Annotated in this window: 19 protein-coding genes, 1 tRNA gene and 1 riboswitch; of the genes, 9 read left to right on the top strand and 11 right to left on the bottom strand. The window is 31.8% G+C overall.

All coding sequences use genetic code 11. The features are described 5' to 3' along the window. Positions 1-89: 89 nt before the first annotated feature. From CLV86_RS03500 to CLV86_RS03485, 4 genes are all read left to right on the top strand, one after another. The gene (locus CLV86_RS03500; protein WP_121049704.1) at positions 90-908 is read left to right on the top strand and encodes a leucine-rich repeat domain-containing protein; all 819 of its coding nucleotides are present in this window, start codon (positions 90-92) and stop codon (positions 906-908) included. Between the two features lie 81 nt (positions 909-989). After that, positions 990-1,172, top strand: coding sequence for a CPXCG motif-containing cysteine-rich protein (locus tag CLV86_RS03495; RefSeq protein WP_076733963.1), 183 nt, complete (start codon positions 990-992; stop codon positions 1,170-1,172). A 118-nt stretch (positions 1,173-1,290) separates the two neighbouring features. Further along, positions 1,291-1,363, top strand: a tRNA-Met gene (locus CLV86_RS03490). A gap of 175 nt (positions 1,364-1,538) precedes the next feature. Further along, complete coding sequence (locus CLV86_RS03485; protein ID WP_121049701.1) at positions 1,539-2,750, top strand: site-specific integrase; 1,212 nt, start codon at positions 1,539-1,541, stop codon at positions 2,748-2,750. 85 nt (positions 2,751-2,835) lie between these two features. On the opposite strand, the gene CLV86_RS03480 is transcribed toward CLV86_RS03485, so the two are convergent. Continuing rightward, positions 2,836-3,219 (bottom strand): DUF983 domain-containing protein, encoded by a 384-nt coding sequence (locus tag CLV86_RS03480; protein WP_121049698.1) that lies wholly within the window; start codon positions 3,217-3,219, stop codon positions 2,836-2,838. Positions 3,220-3,346: 127 nt separating this feature from the next. On the opposite strand from CLV86_RS03480, the gene CLV86_RS03475 reads away from it, so the two are divergent. Then, positions 3,347-4,225, top strand: coding sequence for an AraC family transcriptional regulator (locus tag CLV86_RS03475; protein WP_121049695.1), 879 nt, complete (start codon positions 3,347-3,349; stop codon positions 4,223-4,225). Here the strand turns inward: CLV86_RS03475 and CLV86_RS03470 are convergent. The 7 genes from CLV86_RS03470 to CLV86_RS03440 form a co-directional block, all read right to left on the bottom strand. Beyond that, the gene (locus CLV86_RS03470) at positions 4,222-4,959 is read right to left on the bottom strand and encodes a hypothetical protein (protein WP_076733954.1); all 738 of its coding nucleotides are present in this window, start codon (positions 4,957-4,959) and stop codon (positions 4,222-4,224) included. The genes CLV86_RS03475 and CLV86_RS03470 overlap by 4 nt on opposite strands. Positions 4,960-5,115: 156 nt before the next feature. Beyond that, complete coding sequence (locus CLV86_RS03465; RefSeq protein ID WP_211330589.1) at positions 5,116-5,922, bottom strand: type 1 glutamine amidotransferase domain-containing protein; 807 nt, start codon at positions 5,920-5,922, stop codon at positions 5,116-5,118. 16 nt (positions 5,923-5,938) lie between these two features. Beyond that, positions 5,939-7,099, bottom strand: a complete 1,161-nt coding sequence (locus CLV86_RS03460) for an iron-containing alcohol dehydrogenase (protein WP_121049692.1) — start codon at positions 7,097-7,099, stop codon at positions 5,939-5,941. 21 nt (positions 7,100-7,120) lie between these two features. Next, on the bottom strand, positions 7,121-8,116 hold the full coding sequence (locus CLV86_RS03455; RefSeq protein ID WP_121049689.1) for an NADP-dependent oxidoreductase: 996 nt from the start codon (positions 8,114-8,116) through the stop codon (positions 7,121-7,123). A gap of 8 nt (positions 8,117-8,124) precedes the next feature. Then, positions 8,125-8,757: a nitroreductase family protein gene (locus CLV86_RS03450; RefSeq protein ID WP_121049686.1), complete on the bottom strand. Its 633-nt coding sequence runs from the start codon at positions 8,755-8,757 to the stop codon at positions 8,125-8,127. Between the two features lie 7 nt (positions 8,758-8,764). Beyond that, positions 8,765-9,430, bottom strand: a complete 666-nt coding sequence (locus CLV86_RS03445; protein WP_121049684.1) for an NAD(P)H-binding protein — start codon at positions 9,428-9,430, stop codon at positions 8,765-8,767. 1 nt (position 9,431) lies between these two features. Further along, on the bottom strand, positions 9,432-10,016 hold the full coding sequence (locus CLV86_RS03440) for a TetR/AcrR family transcriptional regulator (RefSeq protein ID WP_121049681.1): 585 nt from the start codon (positions 10,014-10,016) through the stop codon (positions 9,432-9,434). A 162-nt stretch (positions 10,017-10,178) separates the two neighbouring features. Here CLV86_RS03440 and CLV86_RS03435 point away from each other — a divergent pair, with 162 nt between their 5' ends. Continuing rightward, positions 10,179-11,267: an alkene reductase gene (locus CLV86_RS03435; protein WP_121049678.1), complete on the top strand. Its 1,089-nt coding sequence runs from the start codon at positions 10,179-10,181 to the stop codon at positions 11,265-11,267. An 81-nt stretch (positions 11,268-11,348) separates the two neighbouring features. On the opposite strand, the gene CLV86_RS03430 is transcribed toward CLV86_RS03435, so the two are convergent. Continuing rightward, positions 11,349-12,662: a Na+/H+ antiporter NhaC family protein gene (locus tag CLV86_RS03430; RefSeq protein WP_121049675.1), complete on the bottom strand. Its 1,314-nt coding sequence runs from the start codon at positions 12,660-12,662 to the stop codon at positions 11,349-11,351. 51 nt (positions 12,663-12,713) lie between these two features. Further along, a riboswitch (SAM-I-IV-variant riboswitch) is annotated at positions 12,714-12,810 on the bottom strand. A 134-nt stretch (positions 12,811-12,944) separates the two neighbouring features. Between CLV86_RS03430 and CLV86_RS03425 the strand changes: the two genes are divergently transcribed. From CLV86_RS03425 to CLV86_RS03415, 3 genes are all read left to right on the top strand, one after another. Next, positions 12,945-13,568, top strand: a complete 624-nt coding sequence (locus CLV86_RS03425; protein WP_121049673.1) for a TetR/AcrR family transcriptional regulator — start codon at positions 12,945-12,947, stop codon at positions 13,566-13,568. A gap of 12 nt (positions 13,569-13,580) precedes the next feature. Further along, on the top strand, positions 13,581-14,066 hold the full coding sequence (locus tag CLV86_RS03420) for an Mpo1 family 2-hydroxy fatty acid dioxygenase (protein ID WP_121049671.1): 486 nt from the start codon (positions 13,581-13,583) through the stop codon (positions 14,064-14,066). Between the two features lie 172 nt (positions 14,067-14,238). Further along, positions 14,239-15,243, top strand: coding sequence for an LLM class flavin-dependent oxidoreductase (locus tag CLV86_RS03415; protein WP_121049669.1), 1,005 nt, complete (start codon positions 14,239-14,241; stop codon positions 15,241-15,243). Here the strand turns inward: CLV86_RS03415 and CLV86_RS03410 are convergent. After that, positions 15,240-16,241, bottom strand: coding sequence for a PorP/SprF family type IX secretion system membrane protein (locus CLV86_RS03410; RefSeq protein ID WP_121049667.1), 1,002 nt, complete (start codon positions 16,239-16,241; stop codon positions 15,240-15,242). The genes CLV86_RS03415 and CLV86_RS03410 overlap by 4 nt on opposite strands. 21 nt (positions 16,242-16,262) lie before the next feature. After that, on the bottom strand, positions 16,263-24,473 hold the full coding sequence (locus CLV86_RS03405) for a T9SS type B sorting domain-containing protein (protein WP_121049665.1): 8,211 nt from the start codon (positions 24,471-24,473) through the stop codon (positions 16,263-16,265). Position 24,474: the final 1 nt, after the last annotated feature.

The following is a 24,474-nucleotide window of genomic DNA, read 5'->3' as shown; positions in this document are numbered from 1 at the left end:
ATTAAAGATTACCGTTTATCGAAAAAATTTGCAATTAATGGTGATTTAGTTTAAATTTGGTATATATTAATCCCAATAGACTAACCACCATGAAAAATCTTCAACTTACTTTAATTTTTCTGTTTGCTTCATTATTAAGTTTTGCTGGAATTTCAAATAAAGAAAAGGAAGCTTTAATTGCTTTGCATACTTCAACAAATGGAGAGCAATGGACTAAGAAATGGGATTTAAATGCAGATGTTAGTACTTGGTATGGTGTAAAAATAGAGTCAGATAAAGTTGTTGGTTTATATTTACAATTCAATAATTTAAATGGTACTATTCCTCAAGAAATTGGTAATCTTACAGCATTACAGAGTATAAATTTTGGTCTAAATAAACTTTCAGGAGAATTACCAAATTCTCTATCAAATTTAAAAAACTTAAAGTCTCTAGAGTTATTTTTAAATAATTTTAAAGGAAACATTCCTTCTTTTTTAGGAGCTTTAAATAATTTAGAAGTTTTAGCATTATATAGCAATAGTTTTACAGGAGAAATTCCTTCAGAATTAGCCAAACTAGTTAATTTAAAAACATTGCAATTAGGAAGTAATTTTTTAACAGGAATAATTCCTAGCCAATTAGGTCAATTACATGAACTTGAAACATTAAGTTTAATAGACAATAATTTAGAAGGCGATATTCCTTTAGAATTAACCGATTTAAAAAACCTAAAAGAGCTAATACTTTCAGATAATAAATTAACAGGAAACTTACCATTACAATTTAGCAAATTAAATAAGTTAGGAACATTAATGGTTAGCGATAATAATATGAATGTAGAGTATGCTACGGTTGTAGAAGATAGAGCTAGTGTTAAAAGCGCTATTATTACGTTTAATGATACTTACGTAGTAGAAAGAGACTAATTTCCTTATATAGATAAAAATCTTAATTTAAAGAGCTAACATAATTGTTAGCTCTTTTTTATTTTTGTAATAAATTTTAAAATGATTGAGCATTATTTTCAATGTCCTTATTGTTGGGAAACCATCTCAATGCTTTTAGATAGTAGTGTTAGAACACAAACTTATGTAGAAGATTGCGAGGTATGCTGTAATCCAATTCAATTAACACCACACTTTGAAGAGTCGCAACTTGTTGGTTTTGAAGCAATAAATATTGAACAATAAATTTTATTAAATAAATGCTTGTTATATATAAAAATGGTTGTATATTTGCAGTCCTAAATAATTGGTCGGCATTATGAACCGAAAGTTAAAAGCTAAGAAATTATTTAAGATATTAAATCGCGGGATAGAGCAGTAGGTAGCTCGTCGGGCTCATAACCCGAAGGTCACTGGTTCGAGTCCAGTTCCCGCTACTAAGTAAGAGTAATCAGAAATGGTTACTCTTTTTTTATGCAGTAAACTCAGCTGTTTGGCAATTATTTTAGATTCTTACTAAGGTACAGATTACCTTCATTTAACTAAAAAAAGGCACACAAAAAGGCACACCCTTATTTAAAAAAAGTACCCCAAAATTTAAAACAGAACATTATGAAATATAATAAGTTAAGTGTTTTGTTTTTAATTGACAAAACCAAAATAAATAAACAGGAGAAGTGTCCTATAAAGTGTAGGATTACTTATTTGAAAAAACGAAGAGTATTCTCTACAGGCTTATTTACTGTTGTAGATTGTTGGAACAGTAAAAAACAAAAAGCAATACCTCTCAATAAAGAAAATGAAAACATTAATACTCAAATGAGCCTGATTAAGCAAAAAGTTAATCAGGCTTTTTTGTTGCTACAAGTTAACAATGAGAGTTTTGATGTAGAGGACATCTATTTGCAGTATGTAGGAAAGAATGTAAAGGCTAATAAAACGCTTTTAGAGGTGTTTGAATTGCATAACAATAGAATGAAGAAACTAATAGGTGTTGAGTACTCAAAGTCTACTTATAACAAGTTTACAGAGGCTAGAAACCATGTTTCAAATTTTATAAGGTTTCAATACAAGAAAGGAGATATACTTCTAGAATCTATCAATCAAAACTTTTTAGATGATTTTGATTTCTACTTAAAATCTGAAAAGAAACAAAAGCAAATTACTATTAATAAGAGTATTCAACGTGTTAGAAAGATTATTAAACTAGCACTAGCAAAAGGCTATTTGAAGAAAGACCCATTTATACTTTACAAACCTAAAAAATATGAAAGTAAAGTAGTTTACCTAAATCAAAAAGAATTAGATAAACTTGAAAATCACACTTTTAGACAAGCTAGATTGAATCAAGTTAAAGATATGTTCATTTTCTGTTGTTATACTGGATTGGCATATCAAGAAATGTTAACTTTAAAGGAAGAACATTTAATAAAAGGGTTTGATGGAGGAATCTGGATTGAAATGATGAGACAAAAAACTAAATCTAAAGTTTCAATCCCTTTGTTACCTACAGCTTCTAAAATACTAGATAAGTATAGACCTGAAGGAAGATTACTTCCTGTGATTAGCAATCAAAAGTTTAATTCTTACCTAAAAGAAATAGCTGAGTTGGTTGAGATTGATAAAAGATTAACTCATCACATAGCTAGGAAGACTTTTGCTACTACAGTTTTGCTTTATAATGATATTCCTATTGAAACAGTTTCTGAGTTATTAGGGCATTCAAGTATCTCTATAACACAAAGGCACTATGCTAAAGTAGTTCAGCACAAAGTAAGTAGTCAAATGAGTAAGTTAAGTAAGAAATTGAAGAAAAAAGGATAATAAATTAACTGTGTTGTAATACATTTATGGCACAGTTAAATATTATACATGGATTTTGATAACAGCCTTTTTTATGTTTTAAATATTAAAGTGCTTTAGTTTTATCAAAATGCATAAATATGTTAATCCAAACATTTCTAGATAGCCTTAAAATAATTGGTAAACAGAGTATCATAAATATAATTAAAACAACATAAGATGTATATAAAGAGAGTTTTAAAAGTATATAAGTAATAAATAAACACACTGCCCCAAAAATAAGGCCAATAGGGTAGCTAACATACATGGCTCCAAAAAAGAATGAAGGTTCAATTTTATATTTTGTATTGCAATGGCTACAACGCTCTTGCATTGTTAAGGTGCTAGTAACATTATAGGGATTTTTTACTGTATACATACTTTCATTTTGACAAACAGGACAACTTCCTGTAAAAATGCTGTTAATTTTTGTGCCTTTTAAAAACTTCATAATCAATAAATTTAAAAGTAAAATGCTTTATTAGTAAATTTTATTTTACAAAATTAAGATTATTTGCTTTTTGTAATGTTGTTTAAATGATGCGACTATTTGTATATTTAAGACATATTTTTGAGTTATGAAAAATTTACCAGTTTTAAGTATAAACCAGTTCGAGCAACAAGAGAGCTTAGTCGATTTTTATAGTAACGATTTAAGTATGCATTTAAAAAAAAATGCAAAAATTGTACATAAACCACATAGTCATGATTTTTATTTATGCGTGTGTTTTACTGCTGGAGAAGGAACTCACGAAATAGATTTTAATAGTTATAATATAGCAAAAGGAAGTGTGTTTTTTTTACGTCCAGGACAAACGCATCGTTGGCATTTTTCAAGTCCCGCAAAAGGATTTATTTTTTTTCATACTGCCGATTTTTTTCATTTTCAATTTACCAATACTAATTTAAGTCAGTTTCCTTTTTACTTTTCATTAGAAAATATGCCTAAATTGCAACTTGATGATTTTCAGCTGAATAATGTGGTAAAACATTTTGATGTTATTAATAAAGAATATTACGGTCAATTAGCCTTTAAAAAGCAAAAATTAGCGAGCTTAATCAACTTAACTTATATAGATTTATCAAGATATTATACAGCAAACGTTTCAAAAAAAGATGTAGCTTCATCATCTTATTTAAGTATTTTAAATGCCTTAGAGAGAGAAATAGAATTACATTATAAAACAGAAAAAACAGTTAAATTTTATGCAGATGCATTAAATATTACAACTAAGCATTTAAATAGAGTTACAAGAGCGACAATAAATAAAACCACTTCAGAATTTATTTTAGACCGTGTAATTTTAGAAGCAAAACGATTAATAGTTCATTCTAATAATTCTTTGTCTTTAACTGCAGAAGTATTAGGTTATTTTGATTATGCTCATTTTTCAAAACTATTTAAGACTAAAGTTGGGATTACAGCTATAGCATTTAAAAAAAAACACACATATTAAAAGTATTTTTTGTCAATAATTTTTTTGTCTTCAGCATTTGTTTCTGAAATAAATTTCATGAATAAATAAATAGATAAATAATGACAAATAAGAATAAGTACTGTAAATGTTTTGCTATAGAAAAAATACTCGTTAATAGGAGATAAACTAATACTAAATAAAGATGCTATGCCAGACGCAAAAATTAAACCAGTATTTTCATAGTTGTTATTTAGGAATATTCTTGCAAATATTATAACATATATAAACAGACAAGTAGCACAAATTAGAACATAAATTATATTATGATTTGGGATGTAGCTTATTATTAAACTTACTACAGAATAAATTACATATCCAACTAATAAGCAGCCTATTATTACTGATAAAGTAATTAATTTTTTTAAATCAATTTTATGTAAATACTTCCTTAATATTATACAGTATAGTAATAAATAAAATCCTGTTAGTGAACTTATTACTGTAAAATAATCTTGAAATGAGTAAAACGAGAGATAATTAGCAATAATTTGCGAGAGTAAAGTAATTATAAAAAGCACATTTGCGTTTTTTTTAGTTAAGCTAATGTATTTTAATAAAATAGTTACAACTACTATTGGAGAGATGTATATAAGTTCTGCTCTCTCCTTTAAAATACTAAAAACAATGCATGTTATAAATGTTGCAAAAAACAATACATCAAAAATGTTTGCTTTTTTTAAAATTGATAAAGCGTTTATGTTTTTGTCAGTCATTTATGTAATTTTATTCCATATACCTTATTCCGTTTTCCGTACATTAAATTTAATAAATTTAATAACAACACGTTTAATTATAAATGATTTATTACTGCAAAAAAAAAGTTGCTCGCATACGAACAACTTTTTTATTAAAATTAAGTTTTTAAAATACTACTTTAAACGCTCTAATAATTTTTCTGCAACTAACTCAGACGATGCTGGATTTTGACCAGTAATTAAATTACCATCTTGAACAGCGTAAGCTGCCCAATCTTCTTTTTTAGAGTAGATTCCACCATTTTCATTTAACATGTCTTCTACTAAAAAAGGAACAACGTCTGTTAAACCAACTGCAGCTTCTTCAGAGTTAGTAAATCCTGTTACTTTTTTACCTTTTACTAATGGTTCTCCATCTTTTCCTTTAACACCTTTTAATGCAGCAGGAGCATGGCATACAAATGCTACAGGCTTCTCTTGACTGTTAAATTTTTCAATTAAAGCAATTGACGTTTCATCGTTTGCTAAATCCCATAATGGACCATGACCACCTGGATAAAATACAGCATCAAAATCGTCTACATTCATATCTGCTAACTTGTGTGTATTCGCAATTAACGCTTTAGCTTCTTCGTCTTTATTGTAACGTTCAGTATCTTCTGTTGCAGCGTCTGGCGAATCGCTACTTGGATCTATTGGAGCAGCACCACCATTTGGTGTTGCAATAGTAATTTTTGCGCCTTTATCTAATAATGTGTAATATGGATTTGCAAATTCTTCAACCCAAAATCCTGTTTTCTTTCCTGTATCTCCTAATTTATCGTGAGAAGTTAATACAAATAATACGTTCATTTCTTTTTCTTTTTTGGTTTCTGTTTTTTCTTCTAAAACGCTTTTAGAAGGTGTTTCTTTTGTTTGATCTTTACAACTTGAGGCTGTAATAATGGTTAGCGCTAAGGCTACCGTTTTTATTATTTTCATTTAAATAATTATAAAATTAGTAAGCCATTTTAACTATTTTCTCTACTTTATCTGGTGATAAACTTTGGTGTTCACCTAATCCTGTCCAACCACGATTTGTAAAACGTTCAGAGATTTTTTCTGCGGTTCCTTCGTAATCTTCTGTGTAGTCTGATAGTTTCGTATCAATACCTAATTCATGGAAAAAAGCAACTGTTTTTTCAATTGCAGCATAGGCTTTATCATCTGTGCTACCTTCAGTTATATTCCAAACACGTTCAGCATATTGTGCTAATTTTTCCTTTTTAGATTCAAAATTAAACTTGTAATGGCTTGGTGCAATTACTGCTAAAGTACGTGCGTGATCAATACCAAATAAAGCAGTTAACTCATGACCAATAGCGTGTACAGCCCAATCGGTCGGTACACCTTTTTGTATTAAACCATTTAATGCCATTGTACAACTCCACATAAAGTTTGAAGCTGCTTTATAATCTGTTGGGTCTTTTAAAACCGTTGGTGCAACTTCAATTAACGTTTGTAAAATGCTTTCTGCAAAACGGTCTTGTAATAAAGCGCCAATTGGATACGTCATGTATTGTTCTAAAACGTGTGTAAACGCATCAGTTAATCCGTTTGCTAATTGACGTTCTGGAATAGACGTTATCACTTGCGGATCTAATATTGAAAACACAGGAAATAAACCTGGTCCACCCATGGCAAGCTTTTCTTTAGTTTCTTCACGTGTAATTACTGCTCCAGAATTCATTTCTGATCCTGTTGCAGGTAAGGTTAACACAGTACCAAAAGGCATGCCTTTTTCGGTTCTGATATTTTTAGTTAAAATATCCCAAGGTGTATCGCCATCGTACACAGCAGCTGCAGATAAAAATTTAGTTCCATCAATTACAGAGCCACCACCAACTGCTAGTAAATAAGTAATGTTTTCATCTTTAATTACTTTTAAAGCTTCCATTAAAGTTGCGTATTCTGGATTTGCAGGAATACCTCCAAACTCAGTGACATCAACGTCTGCTAAAGCGGTTTTTACTTGGTCGTAAATTCCGTTTTTCTTAATACTTCCTCCTCCATAAAGTAATAATACTTTAGCATCTGCTGGAATTTCTTCTTTTACTTTTTGTATGGTATCCTTTCCAAAAATAATTTTGGTTGGGTTTTTAAATTCAAAATTGTTCATCTTCTTTTTCTTTTTTGGTTATTATATTTTTACAATCATTTTCCCTTTGTTTTTACCTTCAAATAAATCGATAAAAGCTTGAGGAATATTATCGAAACCATCAACGATAGTTTCTGTATAGGTTAATTTTTCTTCGGCTAACCAACCTGCTAATTTTTGAATGGCTTCCGGGAATTTTTCAGCATAATTACTTACTATAAAACCTTGCATTAACGCACTGTTTTTTACTAAAAATGGTTGAACACTTAAACTAGTAGGTAATTCAGTTTCGTTATAAACCGAAATGGCACCACAAATAATAATTCGTGCAAATTGATTTATACTGAATAAAACAGCATCTGAAATTGGTCCGCCAACATTATCAAAATACACATCCACACCATTTGGTGCAGCTTCTGCAATGGCAGCTTTCATGTCTTTAGTGGTGTTGTAATTTATACCTTCATCAAAACCGAATTTACTTTTTAGCATCTCGATTTTTTCATCTGTACCAGCAATACCAATAACACGTAAGCCTAGTATTTTTGCTATTTGTCCAACAACACTACCAACTGCTCCTGCAGCTCCTGAGACTACAATAGTTTCGCCTTCTTTAGGTTTTCCTATTTCGGTTAGACCTAAATAGGCTGTTAAACCTGTCATTCCTAAAACACCTAAATAAGTACTCAAAGGTGCTTTTTCTGGATCTACTTTATTTAAACCTTCACCATTAGACACTTGTTGTGTTGACCAATTTAACATACCAGAAACGTAATCTCCAACTTGGAATTTTTCGTTTTTAGATTCTAAAACTTTAGCCACAACACCAGAGTGAACAGGTTCGTTTAATTTAAAAGGCGGAACGTAAGATTTTGCATCGCTCATGCGTCCTCTTAAATATGGGTCAACCGAAACATAGGCTGCTTCTAATAAAATCTCTCCATCTGAAATGGTTAGTGATTTATCTTCTTCTACAAATTCAAAATTTGAAAGTGTAGGTTTTCCTTCGGGTCTACTTTTTAATTTTATCGTTTTCATATGTTTTTTTATTCAATTACGGTTACCATCTTGTCCATAGGTTTTCTAACCTTTTCAAGATTTACTAACCAATCTTCATCTTCTTTTCTATAACCAACTGGTAATAACACAGCACTACGTAATCCTTTTGCGCGTAGTCCTAGAATTTGATCTACAGCTTCTGCATCAAAACCTTCCATTGGTGTTGTGTCTACACCTTCGTAAGCAGCAGCAACTATAGCATGAGCAAAAGCAATGTACGCTTGTTTTGCAGCATGGTTAAAGTTTTCTTCTGCATCTTTTTGAGGATATGAGTTTAATAATTGTTGGCGATAGTTTTCCCAACCTTCGTTTTTAAAGCCACGAACATCATTAGTTAAATCGAACATATAATTAATGCGCTCTTTTGTGTAAGTATCCCAAGCGGCAAAAATGAATAGGTGCGAACAGTCTGTAATTACAGATTGATTCCAGCCAACTTCTCTTATTTTTTCTTTAATGTCTTTATTTTTAATTACTATGATCTCAAAAGGCTGTAAACCTGATGATGTTGGAGCTAAGCGTGCAGCTTCTAAAATACGTTCTATTTTATCTTCGGAAACTTTCTCACCATTCATGGCTTTTGCTGCGTATCTCCAATTTAATTTGTCTAATAATTTCATAGTTTTTTTAGTTGTTTTTTGTGATTCGTTTTATATCGTTTGAAGTAATAATGACTTCAGAATAATTTTTGCTATTTGCCAGATTAATCATGGCTTTTGCCATACGTTTTGGATTTGTTATTTTGTATTTCTTTAATTTCCCGAAGAATAAAGGCTGAATAACTCTAAATATAGCTTTTCCAATGTCTTCTAAAGTGCGACTTTCTTTACGATTTCCACCAATTAATGACGGTTGAAAAATGAACGTTTTTTTAATGTCTTGCTTTAACACATCGCGTTCCATTTCGCCTTTTGTTTTATTGTAAAACACGCTACTTTTTGCATCTGCACCTAATGCTGAAATGACTACAAAAGTCTCAATACCATTAGCTTTAGCTAATTTTGCTGCTGAAACAGGAATACCGTAATCTATTTTTTTATACAAGTCCTTATCTGGTGTTTTTGCTTTGGTGGTACCAATACAACAGAAGACTTGGTCTCCAGTAAAATCGTTTTTAAATTGTTCGATTTCTAATAAATCACCTATAAATTGAGTGACTTTACTAGGTAAACCTTCAATTTTAGAACGCGAAAATAACTTGATGCTTTTATAGCGTTCATCACCTATAAGTTGGTTTAATAATAAACCACCTGTTAATCCTGATGCACCTAATATAATTGCTTTTTTTTTCATGTTATTGACATACTTTTATACTGCTCCAAGCAGATTGATAAGCTTCTTCTAAATGCGTTTTGTCTAATGTAAAAACACCTCGTTTTTGAATAATCATTAAAAACGATAACGGATTTATAGCATAGGCATATAGTAAATAGTCAGACAACGGTTTTATAATGCCTTCTTTTCTGCCACGTTCCCAAAGGTCGAGTAGAGGTTGCAAGTGCTTAATACCTTCTTGTCTGCTTTCTTCATCTATCATTGGTGTATTATCACATTGCGCTAAAAACATAGCATTTTCGCACTCTTTAAGTTTAAAATCTGCAATGCGATTCCAAATGAGTTTAAAACCTTCTTCAACAGACATTGTTTCATTATACGTTTCAAAAGCGTAGCTTGTATATTGAGCTTTAACTTCTATGTAAGTTTGATTAACAAGGTCTTGTTTATTTTCAAAATACAAGTATATAGTAGCAGGTGAGACCTTAGCCATTTTTGCTATTTTACTCATTGGAGTCGCATGAAAACCGTTGTTGTTTACCAACTCGATTGTCGCTTTTACCAATGCGTTTCGTTTGTCTATACTTTTTTGAAGTTTTGCCATTTCTGTTTAAATTCTGATGCAAAGATATGTAAAAATGAACGTTCATTCTTTTTTTTAACAAAGGTTTATACTTTAAAAGAAAATTACGTTAAACTTTTGAAAATTAGTCGTTAAAAACAATCCTGTATTATAGTTTTGTAAAAAAAGAAACCAAAAATTACTATGAGCAAACAACACCTTTTAACACCTTATAAAAAAAATATATCATTAAATAATAGAGTTGTTATGGCACCAATGACGCGTAGTCGTGCAGATAATGACGGTAAAGTACCAACTAACGATTTACATGGTTTGTATTACGAGCAACGTGCATCGGCTGGATTAATAATTACCGAAGGCTCTCAAGTTTCTAAACAAGCTGTTGGATATATAAACACACCAGGAATCCACACAGAAGCACAAGTAGAAGGTTGGAAAAAAGTAACCAAACGTGTACACGATAAAGGCGGAAAAATTTTCATTCAATTATGGCATGTAGGCCGTATGTCTCATCCAGATTTTCACGATGGTGACCTGCCAGTTTCGGCTTCAGCCATAAATCCTAACGCTAAATCGTTTACACCAGATGGCTTCAAGGAAACTGTGACACCAAAAGCAATGACTATTGAAGAGATTAAACAAACGATTAAAGATTTTCAAGATGCTGCAGCAAATGCAGTAAAAGCTGGTTTTGATGGTGTAGAAATACATTCGTCTAACGGTTATTTGTTTCAGCAATTTTTTAATGGCTGTTCAAATGAAAGAACCGATGAATATGGAGGTTCTATTGAAAATAGAGCACGTTTCTTTTTTGAAGTTTTAGATGCTATAAAAGAAGTGATTCCTCAGGAAAAAATTGGCGCACGATTTAATCCGTCGTTACATGGTATGTCTGGAATTACGGTAGATGAAGAAACTATTCCTACGTTTGAATACATCATTAAAAAATTAAACGATTACAATTTAGCCTATATTCACTTATCAGAACCTTTTACAGATGTCTCTGAAGTGCCTTTTGCTGTCACAGAAATAGCAAAACATTTTAGACCTTTGTACAACGGAACATTAATGATTAATACCGATTTTGATCAGGACAAAGGAAACCAAGTTTTAGAAGCTGGTGATGCCGATTTAGTAGCCTACGGAAAGCCATTTATTTCTAATCCAGATTTAGTGGAGCGTTTTGAAAATAATATTGAATTAGCAGATTGGGATAAAGATACATTTTACACCACAGGACCTGAAGGTTACACAGATTACCCGAAGGCATAACACCAATAAATGATAAATATAAAAAGCGTCTAAATTAATTTTTAGGCGCTTTTTTAATGATTATAAAATTTTGGTTTACAGCTAATTAGTACTTCTTTGCGAACGTAAAGATTTAAATGTTATAAATAATATCGTGTAAATAAATAATAGTAATAAGTACCAAGTATTAGATACTAAATCTAAGTAATCTATTTTACCATTCGAAAAGCTTAAAATCATTAAAACTTGTGCGCCATACGGCAAAATACCTTGTACAATACAAGCAAAAATATCTAAAATTGAAGCTGTTTTTTTATTATCTAATCCATACTCATCGTTAATAGTTTTAGCAATTGGACCAGCAATAATTATTGATACTGTATTATTTGCAATTGCCATGTTTATCGCACCAACTAAAGAAGCAATTCCTAACTGTGCAGAGGTTTTGTTTTTAATCAGTTTTTTAATATTGTTTAATATGTAATCTATTCCTCCATTTTTAGAGACTAAAGCAGCTAGACCACCTGTTAATAGCGATAGTAAAAATATTTCGGTCATGCTTGTAAAACCTGTGTATGCTATTTTGGTAGATTCAATTAACGTGAAATCTCCATAAACAATTCCTAAAAGCCCACCAGCAATAACACCTAAAAGTAAAGTTACAAATACATTAATTCCTATAATAGATAGTATAATAACTAATAAATAAGGCAATATTTTAATTACAGAATAGCTGTAAACTGTTGTGTCTTCAACGTTAGTTTCTAAACCTAAACCTTGAATAATTAGTATCGCAATAGTAAATAATGCGGCTGGTAATGCTATTTTAATGTTCTGCTTAAATTTATCACTCATTTTACAACCTAAAGATTGTGTTGCAGCAATGGTAGTGTCTGATATTACAGATAAGTTATCACCAAACATACTTCCTCCTAAAAGCGCACCACAAAGTATGGCTAAATCAACACTACTTTTATCTGCAAAACCAATAACAATAGGAGCTAAAGCTACAATTGCGCCAACCGATGTTCCTGTTGAAACCGATAAAAATGCAGCAATGACGAACACACCAAAGTAAATGTATTGTATGGCTATAAAATCTAATCCTAAATTAACAATAGCATCAACGCTTCCTGTGGCTTTGGTGATGGTAGCAAATGCTCCAGCTAATAAATAGATTAAACACATGGTTAAAATCTTATCATCTCCACAACCTTTTAAAAGCGTTTCAATTTTAGAATTAATAGATTGTCTAAACATTAAAAATGCAACAATAATTCCTGCTATAACCGCAATTGGAGCAGGAAGCGCATAAAAGTCGTTTTGATAAATTCCAACACCTAAAAACGTAAATACAAATACGAATAGCGGAATTAAAGCTGAGAATTTTGGAGTAATTTGTTGTGGACTTGCCATTTTTCTTTTTCATTTTAAAAAAGGAAATAGCAATCAAAATAATAAGAAAGATGAGTTAACATTTGTTCCAATTAATTGGCTTATCTATTTAGCACCTTGCTTGTTATTGCAGGTTGCTATCTCCTTTTAGAGATTCTTGATAATTAATTTTAAGTCTGCAAAAGTAGGGCAGAAAGTAATACATAATTATTAAAAAGTGTTAATTTTTAAATCTATTCTTCAAAGAATTAGTAAGCGCTTACTAATTTTATTTATATATTAGTAAAATAAAACTAATTTATATTGAAAGAAAAAAGCAAATTAAAAGCAATTTCATTATTTAACAGCAACGGTATTGCTAATGTTTCTATGAAACAAATTGCTGATGCACTTAATATTAGCGCTGGAAATTTAAGTTATCATTATAAAAACAAAGCTGTACTATTGGCTTCAATTTATGAAGATATGTATACTGAAACTTTAGATTATATTCTTCCAAAAAACACATATATAACTTTATTTCATTTTGAAGAAATGATGCTAAGGTTTTCTAATTTACAGCAACGCTATTCGTTTTTCTTTAATGATGTAGTTCATATTATAAAAACCTATCCAAAAATCGCAAAACAGTATGAGAAATCTAGCTTGACACGATTTAAGGAGGCGAGAAAGTTAATGGAATATTATATTGAAACACAACGGTTAAAACCAGAAGATAATATAATAGATTATAATAAAACTATACATACCATTTGGATGACAAGCACCTTTTGGCAAGCACAAAAACTTGCTATACAATCTCCAAATTATACTATAAATCAATGCCCATCTATCGATATGCTTTGGCAATTGTTATTACCATATTTAACCGAAAAAGGTAGAGACGAATACCTACAATTAAAACAATTTGTAACTAGAACTAACTAAATTATAACCCTTATGAGAACTATAGATTCATTATTGTCAGAATATGCAGAAAGTCACCAAAAGAAGCTAAATATAGCTATACATTACATTTGTGTGCCACTTATCTTTTTTAGTTTAATAGGTTTGTTAGCAGCAATACCAATGTCTAATAGTATTACTAACGCTTTGCCTGTAAGTGTTTTACCATATGCACATTTTGGTACAGTTGTTATTGTATTAGGTCTAATTTATTATTTTCGACTTTCAACAGTATTATTTATAGGTATGCTAATATTTTCTGCGATAGTTTTATTTTTAATAAATCTAATAGCTAGTTTAAATTTTGCGCCATTATGGTTAATAATGCTTGTTATTTTTGTTGTAGCATGGATTGGACAATTTATAGGACATAATCACGAAGGAAAAAAGCCATCATTTATAAAAGATTTACAGTTTTTAATGATTGGTCCAGCTTGGACAATGAGTCATTTATTTGATGCTTTAGGTGTAAAATATTAGCCTCGATTTTAATAATTTGTAGGAGTTTATAATTAAAATTATTACTCTCATTTATTATTATGCTTAGCGTTTAATTAACAATTTATTAGATTTATAGTTTAAGACGTTCTGTAACTTTGTAATGTTAATATGAAGAAGAAAATCCTTGTATTAGGATTAAGTATTACAAGTTATGAAAACATCACACACACTATATTCTATATTAGATCTTGCATTAGTCTCGCAAAACCATACATTAAAACAAACTTTTAATAATGTATTAAAGCTTGCTCAAGAAGCAGAAAAATATGGTTATACACGTTTTTGGTTAGCAGAACATCACAACTCCGAAAATATTGCAAGTAGTGCAACATCAATATTAATTGGTTATGTAGCACAAGGTACAAATACATTACGTATTGGTTCTGGAGGTATTATGTTACCTAATCATTCGCCATTAATAATTGCGGAACAATTTGGCACATTAGGTTCGTTATATCCAGATAGAATAGATCTTGGATTAGGTCGTGCACCAGGAACCGATAGAGAAACAGCTCAAGCCATACGGTCTGATTTTATGCAGGCAGCACATTCGTTTCCAAATGAATTAGATAAAATACAACGTTTTTTTTCTAAAGATAATGCGCCTTCTAAAGTTCGTGCTACTGTTGCCGAAGGTGTAAATGTGCCTGTTTATATTTTAGGTTCTAGTACAGATAGTGCGCACTTGGCAGCAAAAAAAGGATTGTCTTATGCTTTTGCAAGTCATTTTGCTACTACACATTTATGGGATGCTTTAAATATTTATCGTAAAGAGTTTAAACCTTCACAAGAATTACAAAAACCTTACGTAATGGCAGGTGTAAATATTATTATTGCCGATACAGACGAAGAGGCACAGCGTTTATCTACATCATTAATACGATTAATTGTAGGAATATTAACTGGTAAACGTGATTATGTACAGCCACCAACAGCTTTAACAGATGATTTAAAGGAAGTTTTAAATCATCCGCAAGTTCAACAGATGTTAAAATATTCTTTTATTGGTAGTAAGTCTACTGTAAAATCTCAAGTAAAAACGTTTATGGAACAATCTCAAGTAGATGAATTAATAGCTGTTTCTCATATTTATGATATTGATGCTAGAATAAAGTCTTATAAAATGTTTTCTGAAATAATGAAAGAGCTTAATTAATTCTTTTTATTTAAACCAGCGCCTCTGTACTTTCTCCAACTTGTGCCTTTAGTACAAGGACAATCGCTAATACCTTGTAGAAAATCTATTCCAATGGTAATAGAATGTGTGCCAGAATTAAAACCAGACAAATCGTTAATTGTTACTTGGTATGAATAGGCAAAATAAAAACCGCTTTTCATTACACCTGCCATAGGTCCAATGTTTAATGGTTTTCCAATTTGATCGTTTAAAAAACGATAAGATCCGCCAACCCAATAATAATCTTCTTTACGATTAAATTTTCTATATTTTACATTAATATCTGTACTAGAACGGCCATCGTTATTATATCTTTGATAAAATATAGATGGTTCTATTTCAGTATTCTTTCGTGTTTGAATTATGTAACCAGTATAAGCTTGGAAATTTAATAGTTTACTTGGTTCAATTCCTGTAAAAGCATCAATATCTTTTTCTAAAATATTATTTGCATTTAAGCTTAAATAAAACATTTTATAGCGATAAAGAGCGCCAACATCAAAATTATTATTGTTTATAGCTCTATCGTCTACAATACTTGGATCTACAATTGGCATCTCTTCTATACCTTCAAAATTTTCTATATCTATTCTAAAACTATTAATATTGTAAGATAAACCAAACGATAAATATTGACGTGATTTATAATCTAATACTAAATGTTGAGCAAACGAAAATTTAGCTCCTTTTTGGCGCGTATTTCCGTTTTTGTCATTATACAATGAAATACCAACACCAGAGCGGTTAGCGATTCTAAAATCTGCATATAGAGCTTGATTGTCTGGTGCGTTTTTAATGCCAACCCATTGTGTTAATCCGTTAGCTCTAATTCTTAAATTATCTCCAATTCCTGCATAGGTTGGTGAAATAACAAAATCATTATCTGCTAAATATTGTGTCCAAACGGGTAAATTAAGTTCTTGTCCAAAACTATTAGAAACGATAAAAAGAACGATATATAATGTGATTTTTTTCATGATAATAAATTTTAAGTTCTTTTATCTGTATAGTGTAAAATGTCCTACGTATTCTTTCTTTAAGAGTTCGCTATTTGGTCTTACTACATACCAATAGTCACCTGTTGGTAATTCTGTGCCATTATAGCGTCCATCCCAATAATGTCCAACTCGGTAGGTTGCTACTTTTCGACCATAACGATCGAAAATATCGAAGGTTAAATCTGGAAAATCATCTACACAACCTGGAGCCCAAGTATCTGCAGTACCATCACCATTTGGAGAAAAGTAATTAGGTATACAAGGTCCAATTATATCTATATTTATTGAAGCTTGAGCTTGGCATCCTGAAGTGTCTGTAACAATAACGGTGTATGTGCCAACTTGTGTAACAGAAAATTCGTTTGTAGTACCGTAATTTTGGTTATTAAACGTATAGCTGTAAGTTCCAATACCACCGGTAGTTTGCGCAATAATTTCACCAGGAGCATCACCTTCAATTAAATTTAAAGCAAGAGGTTGAAAGTTTTCAATAGTGAAAAATTCGGTGTATTGTATGCAACCGTTTTCATGCGTAACCTCTATATAATGTTCTGCTCCAGACGCATAATCTACATTGGTAAATACATTACTTGTTTGGGAGCCAATACCATCTAAAGAATAAGACAATACGCTTGTATCTGTAATACTTTCATCTACATATACTGTAACAATATTTGTAAGTGAGTTGTTGTCACATAAATATTCAAGAGTTATTATTGGATCTAACTTAACAGCTTCAGGGAACGTAATATTCCATTCGGATTCACAACCTAAATCATCTATAACATACACAACATGATCACCTCCGTTTAAATTTGTAAAATCAAAAACAGTCTGCGTAGCTGTCCCAACAGTGTATGTTCCATTAATATCGTCTAAAGCCACACTATAAGGTAAACTGCCACCAGAGATTTCTATACTAAAAGCACCATTTGCTTCACCTTCACAAGTTTCTTCAAACATAGAATCTGGTACAATTTGTAGAATTACAGGAATAGGATCTGTAATTGTAAATGTATCTGTATAGAAGCAACCTAAAATATCTTGAGCAATAAATTGATATGTTCCTGGTGCTAAATTTTCAAAAACATTAGTATCGAAAAATTGATCTAATTGAGGCGAAATGGCATATTTAATAATACCTGTTCCACCAGAAGCGTTAATTGTTAAAATGCCATCATTGCTTCCGCTACAAGTAATTTCGTTTACTTCAAAATCTACTTGTAATGGGTTGGTAGGCTCTGTTATTGTTACTGTTTCAGATGTTGTTAAACAGTTGTCACTAATAACATTTACAGTATATGTTCCTGCGGTTAATCCTGTAAAAGATGCAGGACTGTCTGTTGTTGTTGTAATGTTATTAGAAGCATCTTCTAGCTCGTAAGTGTAATTTCCTAAACCACCTTGAGCAGTTGCTACAATACTTCCGTTGCTATCACCAGCACAATTAATTGTAGGATTATCGCTTTGTAAGTTAATTACTAAATCTGGTAGTGTATCTATAGTAATTTCATTAGAAACATTAGCAATACAACCGTTGGCATCTCTTACATAATATTGGTATGTTCCTGGAGTAACAGCTATTGTTGTAGAGTTTGTAAATGTTCCTAAAATGTTAGCAAAATTACTAGTGTCACTATAAGTATAAATTCCTGTTCCACCATTTGCCGATAAAGTAAGCTCGTAAGTTATAGGACAAGTTTGTGTACTAGAGTTAATTAAACTTGCTGTAATAGGTGTAGGTTCATTTATTGTAATTGTTGGTGAGTTTAATTCACAATTATAACCATCTGTAATGGTTATAGAATATGTGCCAGCACCTAAGTTATTAAAAACATTACTGTTTTGTGGTCCAGAAATACTCGTTGTAGGTGAATCTGTATTTAAAGTATATGTGTAATTAGAACCTTGTCCGCCAGTAACATTACTTACGGTAATACTTGCGTTTTGATCTCCATAACAATCAACAGTATTAGCACTTGCTGTAAATGTTGCGTTTATAGGATTTGGTGTATTTAATGTTATGCTTTCTGAAACAATACAACCTTCATTATCTCTTACATTAACAGTATATGTTCCTGCAGCTAAGTTTTCGAAAGCGCCATTAGAACTATATGGAACGGTTGCGTCTCCTGTTAATTCATATTCTAAATTTCCCCAACCACCAGAAGCAACAGCAGTTATTGTTCCAATATTATTATCGCAAGTAACATTAGAAGTTTCTGTAACAGTAAGTGTTAATGCTTCAGAAGGTGAGCTAATAACAACTGTTGAGGTTGCAGAGCAAAATGGATTTTCGGTTTCTATAATTTCTACTGAAAAAGTTCCTGCTTGCATACCTGAAACAGTAAGTGGATTTGTTGAGGTGTTAGCATTAACTACACCAGTAACTGATGTTCCAGAACTATCAAAAACATTATAAGTATAAGCTCCAGTGTAGCCACTAACGTTAATGTTAAAAGTTCCCGAATTGTCTCCAAAACAAGTTACCGAAGTTGGTGACGTTGTAAATGTTGGAGCAGTAGCAGCAGCTAATGAAACAGTAACATCTTCTGTACATGATGTAACGTTATCTGTAACTGTTACCACATAAATACCAGATGGTACTCCAGAAAATATGTTTCCACTTAAACTTATTGATGATGGATTTGGATTAATACTATAACTAAATAATCCAGAACCATTTAAAGCATCTATTGTAATTTCTCCATCATTATCATTACAAGTTGGTAATGCAGTTACATTTGGAGTAATTGTAATTGGAGCAGGAATATTTACAGTTACCGTATTGCCACAACCATTAGCATCTTGAACTTCTATAGTATATGTTCCTGAGTATAAATTTGAAATTGTAAACGGAGCATTTTGAGATTGAAATGCACCACCATTAAAACTATAGCTATATGGAGCAATACCAGGATTATCTAAGGCAACATCAATTTCAAAATTTCCTTCATCTGTAGTACATAAATTGTCTACCACAGCAGAAATAACAGGAGTGTCATCCATTGGTAAAACTACCACTGGACTTGAAATAATACAGCCATAAGCATCTATTACATGAACGTAATAATTACCAGCATCTTCATTAAATGTACTTGCTGTTACCCAAGCAGGATCTGTAGCTGTTGGAGCAGTAGCAGTTGTTGTTATTTGGTATTGATAAGGTGCTGTTCCGTTTTGTGCCACAGCACTTATAACTCCAGAATTAGGGTTACAATTTGCATTTTGATCTACTGAAGTGGTTAAGCTTAATAAAAATGCAGATTCTGTAATATTAAAAGGAACTGTAACTATGCCACAACCAGCGTTTGTTCCTGAAGTTTCTGTTATTGAAACAAAGTAGTTACCAAAAGGTAACGGACCTAAATTTGTTTCAGTAAAAGAACCGTTTGCAGTTACAGTTCCTGTTCCTGAAACACCTGTGGTTTGTAATGATAATGAATTAAAAATTTCGAAAGAAATTGCAGTATCTACACTATAAATGCTATTTACAGTAAAAGAAACATTTCCATCTGCACTACCAGTACATGTAATATTGTTAGCGCTTACCGCATCAACTGTAAGTGTTGAGTTTGTTGGTATTGGAGTAGTTGCAGGCTCATAATAACTACACATTGTCGATTCATCATAAACTATAAACGTATAGGTTACTCCAGAGGTTAAACCTGTAAATGTTGCCGATTGACTACCAGGACTGTCTTCTGGTAACCACGTACCAGTAGGATAAACAGTACTTGGGCCTTCGTAAATACTAAAATGAAATGGTCCTGTACTACTTAATGTAGAGCCAATACTAACTTCTGCCTCACCTCCAATTGTACAATCTACATTTGTAGTTATATCTATATCTAAATCTGTTGGAGGAGAAGCGACTAATACATCTTGTTGTAAAATAGAACAACCATTAGCATCTACTATATTAATTTCATATAAGCCAAAGTCTACAACATCAAAACTTACAGAGGTAGATCCTGTATTATTTAATTCAGAATTTGAGTATCCATTTGTTCCTGTTACAAAGTAATTATAAGGTGCGGTTCCACCGGTTACTGAAGTAACAATTACCGATCCTTGAGAAACACCAGTACTTGTACACGTAATATCTACAGTATCGTAAGTCATTACAATAGGATCTGGTTCACTAATAGTAATGGTTTCTGTTCCTGTACAAGAATTAGCGTCTGTAATTGTTATTGTATAAGTTCCGGCAGTTAATCCAGATGTTTGAGTTCCATAGTTTACACCAGTAGTGTCATTATTAACGTTAATTGTAAATGGAGCTGTACCAACAGTATCGTCGATAGTTATATCTATAGATGCGTTAGAATTTCCATTACAAATAACACTTTGTGATTCTACTACAGCACTTAATGCAGGAGGAGTAATAGGAGTTATAGTAATTTCATTAGATTCTGCAATACAGTTATTAGCATCTGTTATTTGAAATTGATATGTTCCTGGTGTTGAAGTTGCGTAATTAAATGTTGGTGGAGTAGTACCTAAATCTGTGTATGTTCCACCATCTATAGAAACAGCATAGGTGTATGGAGTAGTACCAGTAATAGTTCCAGAAATTTCGGCATCTGGTGTTGCAGTACAATCTAAATTTGAAGTTAATACCACATTTACAGTTGGTGTTACAATTGGATCTATTGTTATAGATTCATTATAAATACAATCGTTTTCATCTCTAACTTGAAAAGTATAAGTATCTGGAGCTAATCCAGAAAATATTGTAGCTGTTTGGTATGCTGTTGCACTAGATGTTGGAGCAATAATTTGATATTCTAAAACACCAGTTCCTCCCGTAGCTGTTAAAGTAACGTCTGCAGTGTTAGTTGGACAAGTTATGGGAGATACATTAAAAGTTAAATCTGTTGGAGGATTTAAAGGATCTATAGTTATATCATTACTTGTTTGTGTACAGTTGCTGGCATCTTGAACCGTAATAGTATAAGTACCGGCTGTTAAATTTGAAAACGTACTGCCTAATTGAAAATTAACACCATCTATACTATATTGATAAGGAGCGTTACCACCTGAAACTTGAGTTACACTAATTGTTCCATTAGTAGAACAAGTATAATCTGTAGTTAATGTTGCTGTTACGTTTATTGGGTCGCTTTCTTGAATAGTAACTGTTTGCGGATCTGTATTACAAACTGAAGCTCCAACAGTATATAATAGAACGACATCGTAATTTCCTACAGCTAAACTAGTAAAAACTGGAGAGTTAAAAAATGTAACACCACCATCAATACTATATTCTATAGTGTTTCCATTAGCGTTTGTTACGTTAACTTCAATGCTTCCATTATCTAATCCTGCACAAGTAATATCGTTAGTTGTTACGTTAAAATTGGGTTCTGGAATAACATCTATTGAAATTGTGGTACTAGCGCTACAGTTGTTAGAATCAACGACTGTAATATCGTAGTCTCCAGCAGTTGTAACTACTATTTCAGGAACCGTTTGAAAATCTGTAGTACTGTTTACAAAGTAAAAATAAGGAGGTGTACCTCCTTGAGGATAAACAGTTATTTCACCATCGGTACATGTTAGCGGACTTGTAATCGCTGCTGTTGTTGTTAATAGTGGTGGCTCAGTAATTGTTATATCTTCAGTATAAGTACAACCATTTTCAGTTTCAACTGTAACTGTATAATCGCCAGGATTTAAGTTTTCAAAAGAATACGTGTTATCTACTATTGGACCAACACTATTTATTGAGGTTGCATTTTGAAATAATTCAAAAGAATATTGAGGATCTACATCATTTGCAGCTAAATAAATGCTACCTAATTCTCCATGACATAAAGGTTGAGTAACAATTGATGAAACTGTAAAATTTCGATCTCGAATTTGTACATCTAACACACTAAAAATACATGGGTTTGTATCGACACCAATTTGTCTAATATAAACATTATAAAATCCTGCTGTGTTGATAGTAAAAATATTACTAGTTTGAAATGTAACGTTATCTAAACTGTACTCATATCCAGAAGGAACATTGTTTACAGTAATACTTCCTGGTGTAGTACAAATTATATCTGTTGCAACTACTGTTGGCTCAAGTAAGTTTTGGTAAACATTAAAATGAAATTGCACAAAGCAACCACCTTGATAGTTAATTGTTAATCTAAATTGTCCAGCAGTATTAGCTATATAGTCTGATCCTGTTGCTACTTGATTCCATACACATGCATTATCTTCATTTGCACAATCTGGATTTGAAACGGCAGCACAACTAGATTCGTCTAATTGTTCCCAAATTATTGACGTTGCTCCAGCAATATTAGTTTGTATGTCTCTAAAATCTCCTGCGCCACATAAAAATATATTTGGTAATAATTCACCATCGTTAGGGCAGGTAACAACCTCATCGGCATATGGAATTACAGGATTATCTATTTCGCCACCATAAAGCTCAACATTAAATTGTTGCTCTATAGATTGACATGGCGCAATAGCAGTATTATATACGTAATAAGTTCCTGTTTCTGTAATTGTTATAGATTGATTTGTGCCAATTACAGGTGATCCTGTAGAACTTGTAGACCATGAGTACGAATCGTAACCATCTGCGGCAGTGATTTCTAAACTAGAACCACAAAGAATTTCGTCTTGAATAAATTGGCAATCTAAATCGGTTAAGAAATTTGTTGCTTGTGGAGTAAGTAGACATCCTGTATTGCTACTTAAACTTGGGTCGTCTGTAATTTCAAACGTTGGATTAAAAAAACCATTGTAGCTCGCAAATGCTTGATTGTTTATAATATTTGAACAAGCATCTGCTAACTCATTACAGTTATCAACCACTTGAACCTCAATTCTAATTTCGTAAACAGGATCGTTTTCCTCAACTAAATAATCTTCAATATTAAAAATAATTTCTCTTGTAGTAGGATTGTAACTAGCAACAGTTACACCTGGCGGAAGTACTAAATCTGTAGGATAATTAAAAATTATATTTACAGGTAGAACATCTCTAATTTGAAAGTTTGTGGCATTATCATTTCCTGTATTTTGAAAACCAATAACATAGTTTAAAGAGTCTCCTAAATCTACTATTTGTCCGCCAATGTTATTACCAGCATCATCCTCTACAATTTTTGTTAAAACAATATTTGGTTCGATTATTTCTACAGCAAAGGCGAAAAAATATTGAAAATAAGTATCTCCAGCAGTTTCAAGTCTAACTGTTGCTGATGTAGCATCATTTGCAATAACAGAATTTCCAGGATTTGGAATAGCCATAACTCCGGTGTCGAAACCTAAAGTATTTGTACTGTTTGGTACTCTATTGTTTACCGGTGTTGCATCGAGTTGAGTAACTGAACTATTAAAAAAGTTGTTTACAGGACGATCTGCTGCAGATAAATTTATACCATTAAGTAGCATTTGATCACCTAAAATAGGACTATCTCCTTCTAATGTAGCAAACGCAAAATTAGCTCTTACTGGAGCCGGAGCTGGTACTGTTCTAAATCCATCTATTAAAATATCTGCAGTTGGATTTTGTGATGCACTAATGGCACTAAAACCATCGAAACTTGTAATTGATTTTCCTGGTAAAGTAGGATCTTCATAAACCACAAAAAGAGACCAACCTGCCGATTGACCAGTACCATTGTATGGGTTAAAGGTTGATGTTTCTCCAGTGCCAGAAGATACGTTAGCAACAGTGTAAGTTCCTAAATCGGCACCAGAACCAAAAGCGGTAACAATATCTGTAACATCTGCATAACATGCATAAGAAAAACTGTTTCCTCCATCTACAGAATTGCCATTAGCATCGAATATAACAGTACCTTGGATGTCATTATAACCACCACTTGGGCCTTTAAATTTTACATTTGTAATAGGCTCGTTTCCAGGATTTACTGCACCCCAATAAAGTCCTGCATATTTAATTAAATAGCAGTTTGGATTAGGAATGTTTAAATCTGCACTAGAGGAGCTAAAGGTTGTGTTGTCGCTATCAATGTCGATATAATTCATATCAACATTATGATTGTAAACATTATTGTTATTAAAGGCATTATTATTTGGGCCAAGAATGTTGTTACCTATTAATATAATATCTCCTTTTAAATCTTCATCGAATCTAGGTGTAAATGGTTCAAAATTTTGTCCAAAGGATTTGAGGCTAAGGAAAAGTAGTGAAACAATAAATACTGCTTTAACATAAGTAGGGATTTTCATG

Source organism: Lacinutrix venerupis, assembly GCF_003663945.1.
Taxonomy (GTDB): Bacteria; Bacteroidota; Bacteroidia; order Flavobacteriales; family Flavobacteriaceae; genus Lacinutrix; species Lacinutrix venerupis.
The sequence above is the reverse complement of the archived record's forward strand: the minus strand, read 5'-3'. Positions and strand labels throughout refer to the sequence as shown.